Genomic DNA, 15,736 nt, shown 5'->3' on the forward strand with positions numbered 1-15,736 from the left:
GCCTCCTGGTTCCCGACGGCACGGCTTATGGGCAGCCGCTGCCCGTGCGCCAGCAGTGATCCTAGTCCCGGGCTGCGACGCGGAGAAGGGCCGATGGTCCCGCCGGTGTCGGTGGGCCGTGGGACCATGGAAGACATGACGATCGCAGACGCACCTCCCCGGCTGGCGGCCGCCGCGGACGTGTCCCTGCGCTGGTATCCGGAGGCGCCCTACAGCTTGTCCCGGACCCTTGGACCGCTGCTGCGGGGCAACAGCGATCCGTCTTTCTGCGTCCAGGGCGACGTGATCTGGAATGCCTTTACGTCCCCCACCGGCCCGGCCACCCTGCGGCTGTCCCCCGCGGGCGGCGGAGCGGGCGGCCCCTGGGTGGACGTCCAGGCATGGGGCCCGGGTGCTGCGGCCGCGGTCCAGGCAGCACCCCGGCTGTTGGGGGCCGACGACGACTGGCGGGATTTCGACGAACCCGCCTTCCATGCCACGCTGCCCCGCATGGTCCGGGAGGCACGCCGGCGCAGCCAGGCGCTGCGCCTGCCCGCGAGCGGCCGCATGGTGGACCAGTTGGTGCCCATCATCCTGGAACAAAAGGTGACGGTGGTGGAGGCCCGGCGCGCCTACCGGTACCTGGTCCACCGCTACGGGACGCCGGCCCCGAGCGCGGGGGCCTCCACTCCGGCAGGACTCATCGTGGCGCCAACGGCGGCCCAATGGCTGCAGGTCCCCAGTTGGGAGTGGCACAAGGCCGGCGTGGGTCCCCAGCGTTCCGCCACCGTCATGCGGGCGCTGCGCTCCGCCGCCGCCCTGGAGCGGCTGGCAGCGTTGCCGGCCGCGGAAGCGGCAGAAAAAATGCAGGTGATTCCCGGGATTGGAGTCTGGACCGCCGCCGAGGTGGTGCAGCGCACCCACGGCTGCCCGGACTCCATCGCCGTGGGCGATTACCACCTGGCGGCCTACATCGGGGCCGCGCTCACGGGGCGCAGGACCGGCGACGCCGGCATGATCCAACTGCTGGAACCCTGGCGCGGGCACCGGCAGCGGGTGGTGCGGATGATCCAGAGCACCGGTTACCGCAAGCCCACTTTTGGCCCGCGCATGACTATCCAGGACCACCGCCGGCACTGAAACCCTCCGCGGCAGGTCAACCGGTGCTTGATCCGGACCGGGATGGGTAAGGCTAGGGTGTGGCGTCCGGCCAGGCACGGCCGGACCACGAGTGAGAGGAACCCCATGAGCTCCGATCCAGGACGCACCAACCACGCCGGCGGAGAACCCCTGGACGTGGATCCAACCGGGCAAGACCCCGCGGTGGTGGACCCGGAGGCGCACGATCCTGACGGGGATGCCAAACTGAAGCTGCAACTGGCCATCTTCGACGTGATTCGCCGCGGGGCCACGGGCAAGAGCCTTGACGAAATCCGGGAGATGCTGCTGACCGCGTTCGCAGCGCGGGACGTTGCCCCACCACCGTTCACCTGGGTGGAGTCGGCGGCGTCCTCTGCGTTTTACGGTGAGCCCTACATCATCGACTACCCAACTGCCATCGCCGCCGATGATCTGGAGGCTGCCCCCGATGAGGCGGTGCGGGAGCGGCTGGCCGCCCGACGGAAACTGCGCGGGACCCAACTGCCGCAGGGAATCCTTCCGGCACCGTCCGAGTGGCGGATTCCCGCCAACGAGGTGACCGGCGGCGGGACGCGGCAGGCCACCCAGGCCGGAAGGAACGGGGCAGCGGTCCTGGCCTTGGTCGCACTGGCGGCGGGCGCCGTCGCCGTTGTAGCGCTACGGCTGTCCCGCCGCCCAACCGGCCGCAGTAGCTAGCGGGCAGTTCTCCCCATGCCTCCGGCGGGGCGCCTCGCGTAAGCTTGCGACTGGATATTGGGGGAATAATGGCAGGCATTTACGGGGCGGACGTCGCCCAACTTCGCGCCCTGGGGAAGGCCCTTACCGCCTCCTCCGCGCGCTTGATGTCCACTGCCACGGCGCTGTCGAGGAACGTGGGCGAGCCGGGCACCTGGAAAGGGGCCGACGCCGAGGGGTTCCGGAACGACTGGAATGGCACGCACAGCCTCCTGCTGGGCCGCGTCATTGAGGCCCTTGCGGACGCAGGGAAGGCAGCCGCACGGCACGCGGACGAGCAGGAACGCGCCAGCGGCGCCGGTGGCGCGGCAGGCCGGACCAGTTCGGCCGGGGGCCCTCCCGGCACGGCCGCCGGGGATGCGACGTCCGATTACCTGACTGGCGGGGAGCATTCCTTGGTGCGCCACCCCGACCGCGGCGAAGCGAACCTTTCGGCGCCCGAACTGGACAGGCTCCGGGGCCTGGTCAGGGACGCTGCGTCGGGCGACAACTTCTTTGTGGGCAACGATTCGGACGTCAACAAGCTCCGTGACGCCTTGACCGGGCTCAAACCTGCCCAGCTGAACCAGTTGCTGGAGTCGTTAACCGATGATGAGCTCCGAAGCCTGGGCAGCGGCGCGGCGGCCGACGGCAAGGGACTGTTCAACTGGGAGGGAGCCACGCCTTTCGAACGCCAGCAACTGCTGGACCAGTTCCTGTCCAAGGCGTCAGCAGAGCAGGTGGGGCGCCTGAAGGACCTCATCCCGTGGGCCCAGCCGGACGGGCAGGCCATGGGAGATGCAGCGAGGCCTGATGGCCCTGAGGCCAGCAGCACGGACCGGTGGATGGAACCCAAGTGGCCGGTGATCGGACAACGCCCGGGCACTGGCGACATCAGGCAGGGGCAGTACGGGGACTGCGTGGTTTTGGCCGCCGCCGGGGCCATGGTCAATGCCGATCCGGGCTGGGCCCGCGAGCACGTAACGGATAACGGCAACGGCACGGTTTCCGTCCTGCTGTTCGACAAGAACGGAGAGGAGCAGTGGGTGACCGTCACCTCGGACCTGCCGGCAAACAGCAATGGCGCACAGATGGGAGCCAAAGCAGGGTTTGGCGGCAACTGGCCTGCCTATGTTGAGAAAGCGCTGGCCCAGGTTTACACCGAGGACGACAGAAACGACGGGACAGCGGAAGGGGCGCCCCCGGACCAGGCGTACCCGCCAGGGAACTACCGCGCCATTGAAGGCAACTGGGGTCCCGACGCATTCCAGTATTTGGCGGGACCGGACGTGGAACGCACCGATGACGCCGGGAAGCTGTGGGAAGCGGCCCGCAGGGGACGCCCGGCCTTGGTCACAACACTGGGTGAAACGCCGGAGGAGGCGCCCATCGGATACCATGCCGGCCACGCCTATTTCGTGACCGGAGTTGACGAGCGGGGGAACATCATCCTTCAAAATCCATGGGGCCCTTCCGAGCCGCGCATGCAGATCTCGCAGGACGAATTCAGCAGGCTCTTCAGCGATGCCACGGTGGCGGGCTGATGCCGCGTCCCGCCCTGCGGCTTCGCAGCCGCGTTCTCGCCTGCACGGTTTTGCCTCTGGCACTCTCGCTGAGCGGCTGCTCCCCCTCGGCGGAGCCGTCCCAACCGCACTCATCCCAAGCCTCAAAGGAGCCAACCATGACGTCAACGGCAAGCTGCACCCACACTGGAACTTACCGGATCATCCCGTCTGCAAATGGCTCTTTTCCGCTTCTGCCGGACTCCCCGCGGGGCCCGGATGCCACACCGCTCGTGCGACTGTCCAGCACACACCTGAAGAATGACCCGCCGACGGCGGACCTGTCGGTAGCCTTGTTCGAGGTCAGCAGCCCGGCATCGAAGGACTTTCCAGGATTGGCACTCGGGCAGGAAGCGACCTTTGACGGCTACACCGTCCGGATCACCTCGATCTGCGAGGGCGAAGTCCGATTCGACCTGGTGCAGCAGCCCGGCTAGTCAGAGCCCCAGCCGCGCCACCGCTTCCTCCCGCATCTGGACTTTGCGGATCTTCCCGGAGACCGTCATGGGGAAGTTCTCCCGGACCTCCACGTAGCGGGGAATCTTGAAGTGCGCCAGCCGGCCGCGGCAGAACTCAGCCACTGCCGCGGCGTCCAGTGGCTCCGCTCCGGGTTTGAGGATGATGCAGGCCATCAGTTCCTCGCCATATTTCGGATCCGGGACCCCGATGACCTGGACGTCCTGGATGGACGGGTGGGAATACAGGAACTCCTCAATCTCGCGCGGGTAGATATTCTCGCCCCCGCGGATCACCATGTCCTTGCTCCGGCCTTCCACCACCACATAGCCGTCGTCGTCCATGCGGGCCAGGTCGCCGGTGTGCATCCAACCTTCCGCGTCGATGGCCTCGGCGGTCTTGTCCGGCTGGTTCCAGTATCCAGCCATGACGGCGTAACCGCGGGTGCAGAGTTCTCCGATCTGCCCGCGTTCAAGGTCTTCACCGGTGGCAGGATCCACGATCTTGCTTTCAAGTTGCGGCATGGTGCGGCCCACGGTCTCGGTGCGCTGGTGCAGCGTGTCGCCCTTGCGCGTCATGGTGGACACCGGGGACGTTTCGGTCATGCCGTAGCAGATGGCCACATCCACCATGTTCATCTCGGAAATCACCCGGTTCATCACCTCGATGGGGCACAGCGAGCCGGCCATCACCCCGGTCCGGAGCGTCGAAAGGTCATAGGAGCCGAAGTCCGGGAGTGCCAACTCGGCGATGAACATGGTGGGCACCCCGTACAGCGACGTGCCGGCAAAGTCCTGCACGGCCTCGAGTGCGGCGGCAGGCGAGAAACCGCGCCCGGGGATGATGGTGGCGGCCCCGTGGCTGAGCGCGTTCAGGTTGCCGATCACCATGCCGAAGCAGTGATAGAACGGCACGGGGATGACCACCCGGTCGTGCTCGGTGTACCCCAGCAACTCGCCGATCGCGTAGCCGTTGTTGAGGATGTTGTGGTGGGTCAGCGTGGCGCCTTTGGGGAATCCCGTGGTACCGGAGGTGTATTGCAGGTTGATGGGATCATGCGGGCTGAGCTCAGCCATCCGGGCCTTCAGGGCAGCGTGCCCGACGTCGTCCGCCCGCTTGAGCAGTTCAGCGTACGTGAGTTCCGCGCCGCCTTGGGGGCTGCCGGCCGACAGCCCGTCCAGGCCATGGTCCGGCAGGAAGACGAGTTCCTTCAGGTCCGGGCACGCGGCCAAGGCCTGGCGGGCCATGCCGACATAGTCGCTGTTGCTGTCCGATGGCGCCGTGACCAGCATGCGCATGCCGTTTTGCTTGACGACGAATTCGAGTTCGTGGCTGCGGTAGGCGGGGTTGACGTTGACCAGGATCACGCCAGCTTTGGCGGTGGCGTACTGCACGAGCGTCCATTCGGCGCAGTTGGGGCTCCAGATGCCCACCCGCTCCCCCTTGGCGACACCCAGGGCGAGGAGCGCACGCGCCAGTCGGTCGACGTCGTCGTTCATCTTGGTGTAGCTCCAGCGCCGGGCATCGGCGCCGGGCACGGGCGCGGCCTCGATCAGCGCGTCATGCAGCGGAAAGTGGGCGGCGACGCGCTCGAAATTTGCGCCAATGGTTTCTTCCAGGAGCGGGACGTCAGTGTCCCCGGCTGTATATGCACGCATGCTGGAACGCTACCAACAGGATCCCGGCAGGAGAAGGAAGGCGGGGCCGGACTCGACCGCAACGCACGAGACGGACCGGCGGCGCCCGGTATTGTGAAAACCATGAGTGCACCCATTGACCTGATAGCAACGTTCATTCCCAACGACGGCGAGTTCTTCCGCGTCAAACTTGCCCTGGAAATCGCCATCGACGAGGTGGTGAATGAACCGGGCTGCATCCGTTACGAGCTGACCGAAGCCACGGAAGAGAAGCTGGTGCTGACCGAGCAGTGGGCGTCCCAGGAAGAGCTGGACAAGCACTCCAAGGGCACCGCGGTGCAGGACCTGAACGAATCGCTGAGCGCACTGCTGGCCGAACCGGTCAAGGTGGAACGCGTCTAGGGACGTATTAACGCACACTGCGGGACCCCGGAAGGGGTCCCGCAGTGTGCGTTAACGAGGGTCTAGAAGTCGGGAATCTGGGTGCCGTCCTGTGGACCGCCCTGGGTGGCGGCGTGCTTCCCGGCCGCGGCAGCGGCTTCTTCCCGCTGGCGGGCCACATGCGCGTGGACCTCCTCCATGTCCAGGGCCTTAACCGCGTCCACCACCTGCTCCAGCTGCTGGGCGTTCAGGGCGCCGGGCTGCGAGAACACCAGCACCTTTTCACGGAAGGCCATCAGGGTGGGGATGGAGGTGATGCCTGCCTCCGCCGCCAGCTGCTGCTCTGCTTCGGTGTCCACCTTGGTGAACACGACGTCAGGGTGCTTCTCGGAAACGGCGGCGTAGGTGGGGCCGAACTGCTTGCAGGGGCCGCACCATTCTGCCCAGAAATCGACCAGGACAATGTCGTTGCCTTCGATCGTGGATGCGAACTGTTCACCTGTGATGTCAAGGGTAGCCATGCGACTACGCTACGCGCCCGGGGCTGTCCGTGTCGCGGGTGTTCGCTCCCCGCGTCATCGGGAATACCCGGCGTACGACGACGACACAACGGTTCAGCGGTAGGCATCCCACAGGTGCGGGGCGGGGGTGCGGCTGCCGGGGAGGGCGCTGGTAGCGCGCCATTCGTGGATCCATTCGGGCAGCACCAGGTCCGCCGGCGGGGCACCAAACTCCGCGATGATGTCTTCCTGGCTGACCGGGCCTCCTTTGGTGACCAGCCGGGTGGCGATGTAGGCACGTGCGTAAATCTCGCCGTCGGCCACCATGCGCTGCTCGAAGAAGATCGCCTTGGTGTCCAGCCCGATGACGCGGGTCTCGATGGTGTAGTCCTGCCACAGCTGCAGCGACTTGCGGAAGGCGATGGTTTCCGCGGAAACCACCGGGCTCCAGCCACGGCGGCGCATCCGCTTCCAGACGCCGCTGCGCACCATGAGGTCGAACCGGCCGAGGTCCATGAGGGAGAGGTACATGCCGTTGTTCACGTGCATGGCGATGTCGATGTCCGTGGGCAGGACCCGAAGTGGCAGCGACGAGGACTCCCACACGGAGACGGGCGCGCGCCGGGCGGAACGGAACAGCAGGAGGATGGTTCTCAGGAGCAGGTGCATGCCCCAATGCTACCCGCGGGTAACATGCTGGGCACCTGCTGTTGGCTGGGGCATCACCGTAGGATTTCCTGCATGACGCAGCAACGCTATCGCGATCTGGCGGAGTGGCCCCTGATGGCAACGGCACTGGTGTTCCTGGCAGCCTACGCGTGGCAGGTCATCGGCCGGCTTGAGGGCAGCGGCGCGGACTGGCTGGAAATGGTCATGTGGGTGACGTGGTGCGTGTTCGTGCTGGACTATGCGGCGAACCTGTGGCTGGCGGAGAACCGCCGGCAGTGGTTCATCCGCAACCTCCACGAGCTGGTCATCGTGGCGCTGCCGTTCTTCCGGCCGCTGCGCCTGCTGCGGCTGGTGACCCTGTTGTCAGTCCTGCACCGGACAGTGGGCGAAACGCTGCGCGGCCGGGTGGTTACCTATGTGGCCGGTTCCGCCGCCCTGCTGGTCTTCGTGGGCGCGCTGGCAGTCCTGGACGTGGAACAGTGGGCGCCGGACGCCAAGATCCTCACGTTCGGCGACGCCCTGTGGTGGGCCACGTCCACCATCACCACGGTTGGCTACGGGGACATGTATCCGGTCACGCCCATTGGCCGGCTGGTGGCGACCGCGCTGATGATGAGCGGGATTGCCGTGCTGGGCGTGGTAACGGCCTCCATCGCATCGTGGCTGGTCCAGCGGGTGGAGGACACAGCGGAATCGGTTGCCGAAGCCGTTGAAGAACCCATGCGGGTGGAAGTGGCGGAACTGGTGGCTGAGATCGCCCTGCTGCGCCGGGAAATCGCGGAACTGCGGGACCGCCGGGCGCTGTAGCAGCAAGTACCGCACGCTCCCGGCCTGAGTAGGGGCGCTGCCGGGGACGAGTACCGGTGCCGAAAACTCGGGTAATTCCTACTGGTGCCCGCTCGGTGGCCGGATTCCTAGACTCGGGATTCCTAGGACCACCACGCACCGGCAGGTGCACCGGGTTGCTTCCGGACGTTCCTGCCATCACGCGGAGCTCCGCATTTTCTGGGTATGCGGATGCCTCCATCTTGCGCCGCACGCGGCCTCCGGCACCCGCCGGGGCCAGCGGTGCAACGGCATCGCGATCCGTCCTTGACCGTGGGCATGCACCGCATGTCCTGGCGGGACCGAACCCAGATGGGCCCCCCATGAACCAGCCTCTCCCCCCTTCCGACGGCACCAGCAGAAGCTTTGTCACCGACGAACCCCGGACGGACCTCACCACCGGACGTCCGGTCATCAGCAACAAGTTATGGGCCGGCATGGCCACGGCGGCCGTTGTGGCCGCGATGGGCATCGGCGCCATGGCTGCGCCGCCTGCGTCCCTCAGCGGAGGCACACCCGCGGCGGCGGTCCAGGTGGCGGCGGCCGCCGTTCCGTCGCCGGCTCCCGACGTTGACTCCGGCGAGGCAGCAGACTCCTCCGGAGAAAACGCACCCGATACTCCGGCCGCTGCGGCCGCGCCCGTGGCCGCGCCAGCTGCGGAGGCAGCCCCGGCACCGGCAGCAGCCCCCGAACCGGCTCCAGCGCCGGCTCCAGTTCCCGAACCGGCTCCAGCTCCCGAACCGGCGGGTGACCCCAACGTCTACACCGTGGTCTCTGGCGACACGGTGGGCGGGATTGCTGCCAGCCACGGCGTGGACATGAATGCCATGCTCGCTGCCAACGGCCTGGGCGCGTACAGCATCATCTACCCGGGCCAAACACTGCTGCTGACCGGCCCTGCCATAGCGGTGGCCGCCCCGGCACCGGCTCCAGCCGCCGCGCCTGCCCCGGCAGCAGCCCCGGCCCCCGCCGCGGCTCCTGCACCTGCGCCGGCACCGGCACCGGCAGCACCCGCTGTCCGCACCATCTATGTGGCAGGGTCGGGCGGCCAGTCAATGGTGGACGCGTGCATCGGCCCCATCCACTTCACCCCGAACGACGGGTACTCGCTGTTCATCACAGAGCACGACTTCTGCGGCGGCTGGGCGCGGTTCTCCGGAATAGGGGTGGGTGAGACCGTCAGCATCCCCGGCTACGGCACCTACACCGTGACCGGCCGCGGCACCGTCCCCAACCCCGGAACCACCAACGACGTGATTGCGGTCTTCGGCGGGTTCCCGCGGGCCATCCTGCAAACCTGCATCCCGGGCACCAGCACGATGCTCCTGATCGCGTTGAACTGACTGCACGTAAACCACGGCGCGCGGCGCTGAACCGGGATTTCAGAAGCTTGTCCGCGGGTCCGAACCTTAACCGGCAGGATCCGCGGACAAGGCCATGGCGCTTCGCCGGAGGGTGAGTTCGGCGTCCTTCATTGGCGACCCGGCCGTTGCGTCGTGTCGACGACGGTCCGGCGCCGCTTCCGGGCGTCCTCCGGACCTGCCCGGAGACACGAAAAAGCCTCCGGAACCTGAAGGTTCCGGAGGCTTTTCCAAGGGTGGCAGATGAGGGATTCGAACCCCCGTAGGCGTTGCCAGCTGATTTACAGTCAGCCCCCTTTGGCCGCTCGGGTAATCTGCCGAACTTCAAAGAAGTACCCGCCGATGCAGTGTTAGGAGCGTCCGTTTCCGGTCCGTTCCGCTTCCAGTAACCGCGGGCAAGACAACTTTACAGAACTTCCGGCGAAGAATCGAATCGGGCCCTGCAGCACCCATAATCCCCTGGAATGACGGGAAAAGACGCCCCCGGTCAGGCTTCACCCAGGATGCGCCCTGCGAGCTTGGCTTCGAAACTGAGCGCCTGCTCTGCGGTGATCTGGTTCAACTGCACCGCCCGCTGGAGGTCGGCCCGCACGCCGTCCATCCGCGAGGACGCGTCCGCCACCGGGCTCAAAACGATCGAGGCCGCCACCGCCGCAGCGGCCACCGAGGTTGCCGCCGTTGCCACCGCCCCGGCTGCTGCTGAGGTGGTCCGGGTGACGTAACGGGCGGCTTTGCGGTGCATGGTGTTCCCTTCGAGCATTTACGACTGCTCCAACTCTCGCCAGGGCGCCTTCGTTCCCGCGGTGCGTCCGCTGTGAGGGAACTGTGAATTCATCGCCACCCCCGGGCGGGGGCATCCGTATTAGGCTTGATGCCAGTGATCCCGGCCCTGTTACGCGCAGGGCTCCCATCAGCAAAAGGAGAGTCATGGCAGGCGAGTCAACGTTCGACGTCGTAAGCAAAGTGGACAAACAGGAAGTGGCCAACGCCCTCAACCAGGCCCAGAAGGAACTCACGCAGCGCTACGACTTCAAGGGCGTCGGCGCGGAGGTGGACTTCAGCGGCGAGAAGATCCTCATGAAGGCCAATTCGGAGGAGCGCGTGCTGGCCGTCCTGGACGTGCTGCAGTCCAAGCTGATCCGCCGGGGCATCTCACTGAAGTCGCTGGACACCGGCGAGCCCTACGCCTCCGGCAAGGAATTCCGACTGGAAGCCTCCATCAAGGAGGGCATCGCCCAGGACCTGGCCAAGAAGATCAACAAGCTGATCCGCGACGAAGCCCCCAAGTCGGTCAAGTCGCAAATCCAGGGCGATGAGCTGCGCGTCTCCTCCAAGTCCCGTGACGATCTCCAGGCCACCATGGCACTCCTGAAGGACTTCGAGGAAGCCGATCTGCAGTTCGTGAACTTCCGCAGCTAGGCTGCCGCCGCAGGCGTTCCCTGCGCGCACATGCGTGCAGGGAGCGGCTACAGCTGACGGCCGGCCATCCGCTCGAGCCGGGCAATCCGGTCCCGCATAGGCGGGTGGGTGGCGAACAGCTTGTTCATGGCGCCCCCACGGAACGGGTTGGCGATCATCAGGTGCGAGGCGTTGACCAGGCGCTGGTCCTGCGGCAGCGGAGCAATGCTGACGCCGCGCTCAATCTTGGCCAGGGCTGAGGCAAGCGCCAGCGGATCGCCGGTCAGCTGCGAACCGTCCTCGTCGGCGTCGTATTCCCTGGTTCGGGAGATGGCCATCTGGATCAGTGATGCCGCGAAGGGCGCCAGCAAAGCCATGGCGATCATGGCCAGCGGGTTGGCGTTGCGCCGGTCTCCCCCGCCGAAGAACAGGAGCATCTGCCCCACCGAGGTGATGACGCCGGCGACGGCGGCAGCCACCGAGGAGGTGAGGATGTCGCGGTTGTACACGTGCATGAGTTCGTGCCCCAGCACACCCCGGAGCTCGCGGGCATCCAGGAGCTGAAGGATGCCCTCGGTGCAGCAGACGGCCGCGTTGCGCGGGTTGCGTCCGGTGGCGAACGCGTTGGGGTTCATGGTGGGCGAGACGTAGATGCGCGGCATGGGCTGGTTGGCGCGGGCCGAGAGCTCCCGGACAATCTGGTAAAGCTGCGGGGCCTGCGCTTCGGTGACCGGAAAAGCCTGCATGGACCGGATGGCGATCTTGTCGCTGTTCCAGTACCCGTAGAAGGTGGTGCCGACGCCGATCAGGGCCATGATCCAGATGGGGGCCGAGCTGCGCGTTCCCACCCCGATCAGGCCGCCGAGACCCAGCAGCACCGCCCACAGGACGCCAAACAGGGCCGCAGTCTTCAAGCCGTTGTGATGATTGTGCACGTTTCCTCCTCACTAAGGGAACGGTCCGCTAAGGTACCGGGTTCCGGGCGTCATACCGGCGGAATCCCGGCTGCAGCTGAGCCGCCAGCCAGGCGCCCGCGATGCACAACAGACCGCCGAGCAGCAGGACCCAGCCCTCATTCAAAATCCTAGTCGCGCCGCCGGCCAGCAGGTCGCCGATCCGCGGTCCGCCGGCCACCACCACGATGAAGACCCCTTGAAGCCGCCCGCGCAGGTGGTCCGGGGCGGCCGCCTGGAGAATGGTGTTGCGGAAGACGCTGCTGATGGAGTCCGCGATGCCGGCCAGGGCGCAGCAGACGGCAGCCGGCACCAACCACAGGGTGGCGCCGCCGCCCGGCGCCCGGCCGGCCAGCAGAACCACCAGCCCGAAGGCCCCGATGGATGCGCCCCAGCCCATGACGGAAACCACGACGGCGGTCCCCTGGCGGCGCACGCTGCCCAGCGGGCCGGAGAACAGCCCGGCAAGAAAGGCGCCGACGGCGGTGCATGCCAGCAGGATGCCCACGGTTGCCTCTCCGCCGCCGATCATCACGGCGGCAACGGCGGGCAGCAGCGCCCGCGGCTGGGCAAGGATCATGGCGATGAGGTCAATGATGAACGTCATGCGGAGGTTGGGCCGGGTGCCAAGGAACCGGAATCCCTCCACCACGGAGCGGATCCCCGCCTTGCGCTGGCCCCCGGTGGGCGCCATGGGCGGCAACCGGTACACAGCCCACAGCACAAACGCGAAGCTCACGAAATCGATGGTGTACGTCCAGCCGAAGCCCAGCCACGCGACAAGGAGGCCGGCCAGCAGGGGCCCGGCGGTCATGGCAAGGCCCAGGGAGAGCATGCTCAGGGCGTTGGCGGCAGGCAGGAGTTCCTTGCGGATGAGCATGGGGATGATGGCGCTGCGGGCCGGCTGGTTGATGGCCTGCGCCCCGCTCTGCAGTGCCACCAGCAGGTACAGCACCCACACGTTGCCCAGCTGCACCCAGGCCTGCAGGGCAATGAGGCCGGTGGTCAACCAGAGCACCGCAGTGGCCAGCAGGGCGATGCGCCGGCGGTCGTGCGCGTCCGCAATGGAGCCGCCCATGAGCCCGCCCACCACCAGCGGAACCAGCGCAAAGACGCCCAGCAGGCCAACATAAAAGCTGTCCTGGGTGAGCCGGTACACCTCGAGGCTTACGGCCACCAAGGTGAGTTGGCTGCCGACGGCGGATACCGCCGAGCCGAGCCAGAGCCGGCGGAATGCGGGGCTCTCCTTGAGCGGCGTCATGTCAGCAAGCAGTTTCCCCACCCTGCAACCCTAATGTCACCTGGACCGCCTGCCGTTCACCAGGAATTGGCGGGAGGTTAGCCGCGCCTTATTGCGATAAATTCAAAATAAGTGTTTGAATGGAGCCATGACGGAGCACTTTGACGGCCAGGACGCTTGGGCTGCGGCCCTGCGCGCCCACGGCCGCAGGGTGACCAAGCAGCGGCTCGCTGTGCTGGCCGCCGTCGAACGCCACCCGCATTCACCTGCCGAAAGCATCCTGGCCGCCGCCCGGGCCGAACTGCCCGAGCTGACGGCCCAGTCTGTCTACGTGGTCCTGGGCGACCTGACGGACCTGCACATGCTGCGCCGCTTCGAGCCCCCGCACTCCCCCGCGCTGTACGAGACACGCGTGGGCGACAACCACCACCACGCCATCTGCATCAGCTGCGGGCGGGTGGAGGACGTGGACTGCGCCGTCGGCCATGCCCCGTGCCTCACGCCCCACTGGAACCCTGACGCCAAGCCCATGACCATCCAGATCGCGGACGTCATGTACCAGGGCATCTGCCAGGACTGCCAGCGGGCCCAGCAACTTCCTCCCCATAGTCCCTCGCAAGAAAAAGAGAAATAGGAGAACAATGACTGCCGTTTCCACAACCCAGTCAGGTGCGCCGGTTACGTCCGACGCTCACTCGAAGTCAGTTGGTGCCGACGGTGCCATCATCCTGACCGACCACTACCTCATCGAAAAGCTTGCCCAGTTCAACCGCGAACGGGTTCCGGAGCGTGTAGTGCACGCCAAGGGCGGCGGCGCATTCGGCACGTTCAAGGCCACTGAGGACATCTCCAAGTACACCAAGGCCGCGTTCCTGCAGCCGGGCGCCGAGACCGAGATGCTGATCCGCTTCTCCTCCGTCGCCGGCGAGAACGGTTCCCCGGACACCTGGCGCGATCCCCGCGGTTTTGCCGTGAAGTTCTACACCACCGAGGGCAACTACGACCTCGTGGGCAACAACACCCCCGTCTTCTTCATCCGCGACGGCATCAAGTTCCCGGACTTCATCCACTCGCAGAAGCGACTCCCGGGCACGCACCTGCGCGACGCCGACATGCAGTGGGACTTCTGGACCCTGTCCCCCGAGTCCGCACACCAGGTCACCTGGCTCATGGGTGACCGCGGCCTGCCCGCCTCCTGGCGCGAAATGCAGGGCTACGGCTCGCACACCTACCAGTGGATCAACGCCGCAGGCGAGCGCTTCTGGGTCAAGTACCACTTCAAGTCCAACCAGGGCGTGAACTCCATGACCAGCGAGCAGGCTGAGCAGCTGGCCGGTTCCGACGCGGACTTCTACATCCGCGACCTGTCCGAGAACATCGCCGCCGGCAACTTCCCCTCCTGGGACCTGCACGTCCAGGTGATGCCGTACGAGGACGCCAAGACCTACCGCTTCAACCCGTTCGACCTGACCAAGGTGTGGCCGCACAGCGACTACCCGCTGATCAGGGTTGGCACCATGGAGCTGAACCGCAACCCGGAGAACTACTTCGCGCAGATCGAGCAGGCCACGTTTGCGCCGTCGAACTTCGTCCCCGGCATTGCCGCCTCGCCGGACAAGATGCTGCAGGCCCGCATCTTCTCCTACGCCGATGCGCACCGCTACCGCGTGGGCACCAACCACGCCCAGATCCCGGTGAACCAGCCCAAGAACCAGGTCAACAACTACAGCCAGGACGGCGCGGGACGCTACCTGTTCAACGCCCCGTCGGTTCCGGTCTATGCACCGAACTCCGTGGGCGGCCCCGCTGCGGTTGAGCCGCAGAACCCGGCCGGCGGCTGGGAGAATGACGGCGAGCTGACCCTTGCCGCGCACTCCCTCCACGCGGAGGACAGCGACTTCGTGCAGGCCGGTGCGCTGTACCGCGAGGTCTACGACGAGGCCGCCAAGGCCCGGTTCCTGGAGACCATCTCCGGTGCAGTGGGCGGCGTCAAGAGCGCCGACATCAAGGAACGGGCCATCCAGTACTGGACCAACGTCGACGCCGAACTCGGCGCCAAGCTGCGCGCCAACCTCGGCGCAGGGGATGCCCCCTCCGCTCCGACGTCGGCCGCAGAGTCCGCCAACAAGGTCGGCTAGTACCGCCTTCAGGCCCGTGGGCCACAGAACACCCCGTTCCCGGACTGCCGGGAACGGGGTGTTCTGCTGTCCGGCAGGTGTTTTTGCACATACGCCCACGGGATCTGGCCGGTTGCGGCAGGCAGTCCTAGGCTCCCTACATGAGCACTTTCGCAGGCATTCCACCCGAGGCCTTTGGCTTCTACGCGCAGCTGGAAGAGAACAACAACCGCGACTGGTGGCAGGAACACAAGGCGACGTATGAGCAGGCGGTGAAACAGCCGCTCACCGCCCTTCTCTCCGAGCTGGAGCCCGAGTTTGGGCCCGCCAAGCTGTTCCGTCCCAACCGGGACATCCGCTTTTCACTGGACAAGTCGCCGTACAAAACCGCCCAGGGAGCATTCGCTGCACGCCAGGAAGGCGTCGGTTTCTATCTCCAGATCAATGCGGACGGACTGTTGATCGGCGGCGGCTACCATTCCCACACCCCTGCCCAGCTGGCCCGGTTCCGATCGGCCGCCGACGCTTCCGCAAGCGGGTCCGCGCTGCAGGACATCGTGGATGCCGTGACCGGAGCAGGTTTTGCCATCGAGGGCGAGAAACTGAAGACCGTCCCGCGGGGTTTCGCGAGAGACCACCCCCGCGCCGAGCTCCTCAAGCACAAATCGCTGTCCGCCGGGGTCGAGGTAGGCCAGCCGGGGTGGGTTTCCACACCGGACGCCAAGGCTGAGATTGAAGAACGGTGGCGGAAACTCCGACCGCTCGTAGAGTGGGTGGGCCGCTACGCATCCCCCTGATACCCTC

The 15,736-nt window shown here is 66.6% G+C and carries 17 protein-coding genes and 1 tRNA gene; 11 read left to right on the forward strand and 7 right to left on the reverse strand.

Annotated features, from left to right (window positions below; all coding sequences use genetic code 11):
- The first annotated feature begins 135 nt into the window (after positions 1 to 135).
- The 4 genes from DFO47_RS01030 (at position 136) to DFO47_RS01045 (ending at position 3,832) form a co-directional block, all read left to right on the forward strand.
- Positions 136 to 1,119, forward strand: coding sequence for a 3-methyladenine DNA glycosylase (locus DFO47_RS01030; protein ID WP_133830357.1), 984 nt, complete (start codon positions 136 to 138; stop codon positions 1,117 to 1,119).
- A 105-nt stretch (positions 1,120 to 1,224) separates the two neighbouring features.
- Entirely contained in the window at positions 1,225 to 1,815 is a 591-nt protein-coding gene (locus DFO47_RS01035; RefSeq protein ID WP_133830358.1) for a hypothetical protein, read from the forward strand.
- A 68-nt stretch (positions 1,816 to 1,883) separates the two neighbouring features.
- Entirely contained in the window at positions 1,884 to 3,377 is a 1,494-nt protein-coding gene (locus tag DFO47_RS01040) for a hypothetical protein (RefSeq protein WP_133830359.1), read from the forward strand.
- Positions 3,378 to 3,514: 137 nt separating this feature from the next.
- A complete protein-coding gene (locus DFO47_RS01045; RefSeq protein WP_133830360.1) occupies positions 3,515 to 3,832 on the forward strand; it encodes a hypothetical protein in 318 nt (105 codons plus the stop codon).
- On the opposite strand, the gene DFO47_RS01050 is transcribed toward DFO47_RS01045, so the two are convergent.
- Complete coding sequence (locus DFO47_RS01050) at positions 3,833 to 5,509, reverse strand: AMP-binding protein (RefSeq protein WP_133830361.1); 1,677 nt, start codon at positions 5,507 to 5,509, stop codon at positions 3,833 to 3,835.
- 102 nt (positions 5,510 to 5,611) lie between these two features.
- Here DFO47_RS01050 and DFO47_RS01055 point away from each other — a divergent pair, with 102 nt between their 5' ends.
- Positions 5,612 to 5,890, forward strand: a complete 279-nt coding sequence (locus DFO47_RS01055; protein WP_018760535.1) for an antibiotic biosynthesis monooxygenase — start codon at positions 5,612 to 5,614, stop codon at positions 5,888 to 5,890.
- 62 nt (positions 5,891 to 5,952) lie between these two features.
- Here DFO47_RS01055 and trxA read toward each other — a convergent pair whose 3' ends face one another.
- Together trxA and DFO47_RS01065 are read right to left on the reverse strand one after the other, a co-directional pair.
- The gene (trxA, locus tag DFO47_RS01060) at positions 5,953 to 6,390 is read right to left on the reverse strand and encodes a thioredoxin (RefSeq protein ID WP_133830362.1); all 438 of its coding nucleotides are present in this window, start codon (positions 6,388 to 6,390) and stop codon (positions 5,953 to 5,955) included.
- Positions 6,391 to 6,483: 93 nt separating this feature from the next.
- Positions 6,484 to 7,038 (reverse strand): acyl-CoA thioesterase, encoded by a 555-nt coding sequence (locus DFO47_RS01065; RefSeq protein WP_018760537.1) that lies wholly within the window; start codon positions 7,036 to 7,038, stop codon positions 6,484 to 6,486.
- A 72-nt stretch (positions 7,039 to 7,110) separates the two neighbouring features.
- On the opposite strand from DFO47_RS01065, the gene DFO47_RS01070 reads away from it, so the two are divergent.
- Together DFO47_RS01070 and DFO47_RS01075 are read left to right on the forward strand one after the other, a co-directional pair.
- A complete protein-coding gene (locus DFO47_RS01070; protein WP_133830363.1) occupies positions 7,111 to 7,845 on the forward strand; it encodes a potassium channel family protein in 735 nt (244 codons plus the stop codon).
- 341 nt (positions 7,846 to 8,186) lie between these two features.
- A complete protein-coding gene (locus DFO47_RS01075) occupies positions 8,187 to 9,206 on the forward strand; it encodes a LysM domain-containing protein (RefSeq protein WP_133830364.1) in 1,020 nt (339 codons plus the stop codon).
- A gap of 255 nt (positions 9,207 to 9,461) precedes the next feature.
- Here the strand turns inward: DFO47_RS01075 and DFO47_RS01080 are convergent.
- Together DFO47_RS01080 and DFO47_RS01085 are read right to left on the reverse strand one after the other, a co-directional pair.
- Positions 9,462 to 9,543: transfer RNA gene (locus DFO47_RS01080), tRNA-Tyr, on the reverse strand.
- A gap of 168 nt (positions 9,544 to 9,711) precedes the next feature.
- Positions 9,712 to 9,966 (reverse strand): hypothetical protein, encoded by a 255-nt coding sequence (locus tag DFO47_RS01085; protein ID WP_026264315.1) that lies wholly within the window; start codon positions 9,964 to 9,966, stop codon positions 9,712 to 9,714.
- Between the two features lie 185 nt (positions 9,967 to 10,151).
- Between DFO47_RS01085 and DFO47_RS01090 the strand changes: the two genes are divergently transcribed.
- Positions 10,152 to 10,643 (forward strand): YajQ family cyclic di-GMP-binding protein, encoded by a 492-nt coding sequence (locus DFO47_RS01090; protein WP_018760541.1) that lies wholly within the window; start codon positions 10,152 to 10,154, stop codon positions 10,641 to 10,643.
- 47 nt (positions 10,644 to 10,690) lie between these two features.
- Here DFO47_RS01090 and htpX read toward each other — a convergent pair whose 3' ends face one another.
- Together htpX and DFO47_RS01100 are read right to left on the reverse strand one after the other, a co-directional pair.
- On the reverse strand, positions 10,691 to 11,557 hold the full coding sequence (htpX, locus tag DFO47_RS01095) for a zinc metalloprotease HtpX (RefSeq protein ID WP_109044316.1): 867 nt from the start codon (positions 11,555 to 11,557) through the stop codon (positions 10,691 to 10,693).
- Between the two features lie 28 nt (positions 11,558 to 11,585).
- Entirely contained in the window at positions 11,586 to 12,857 is a 1,272-nt protein-coding gene (locus DFO47_RS01100; protein ID WP_109044315.1) for an MFS transporter, read from the reverse strand.
- Between the two features lie 106 nt (positions 12,858 to 12,963).
- Here DFO47_RS01100 and DFO47_RS01105 point away from each other — a divergent pair, with 106 nt between their 5' ends.
- The 3 genes from DFO47_RS01105 (at position 12,964) to DFO47_RS01115 (ending at position 15,729) form a co-directional block, all read left to right on the forward strand.
- Positions 12,964 to 13,449, forward strand: coding sequence for a Fur family transcriptional regulator (locus DFO47_RS01105; RefSeq protein WP_018760544.1), 486 nt, complete (start codon positions 12,964 to 12,966; stop codon positions 13,447 to 13,449).
- Between the two features lie 7 nt (positions 13,450 to 13,456).
- On the forward strand, positions 13,457 to 14,953 hold the full coding sequence (locus tag DFO47_RS01110; protein WP_133830365.1) for a catalase: 1,497 nt from the start codon (positions 13,457 to 13,459) through the stop codon (positions 14,951 to 14,953).
- 140 nt (positions 14,954 to 15,093) lie between these two features.
- Complete coding sequence (locus DFO47_RS01115) at positions 15,094 to 15,729, forward strand: DUF2461 domain-containing protein (RefSeq protein ID WP_133830366.1); 636 nt, start codon at positions 15,094 to 15,096, stop codon at positions 15,727 to 15,729.
- The last annotated feature ends 7 nt before the right edge of the window (positions 15,730 to 15,736 follow it).

It is taken from the genome of Arthrobacter sp. AG258, from assembly GCF_004364695.1.
In the GTDB taxonomy this organism is placed as follows: Bacteria; Actinomycetota; Actinomycetes; order Actinomycetales; family Micrococcaceae; genus Arthrobacter.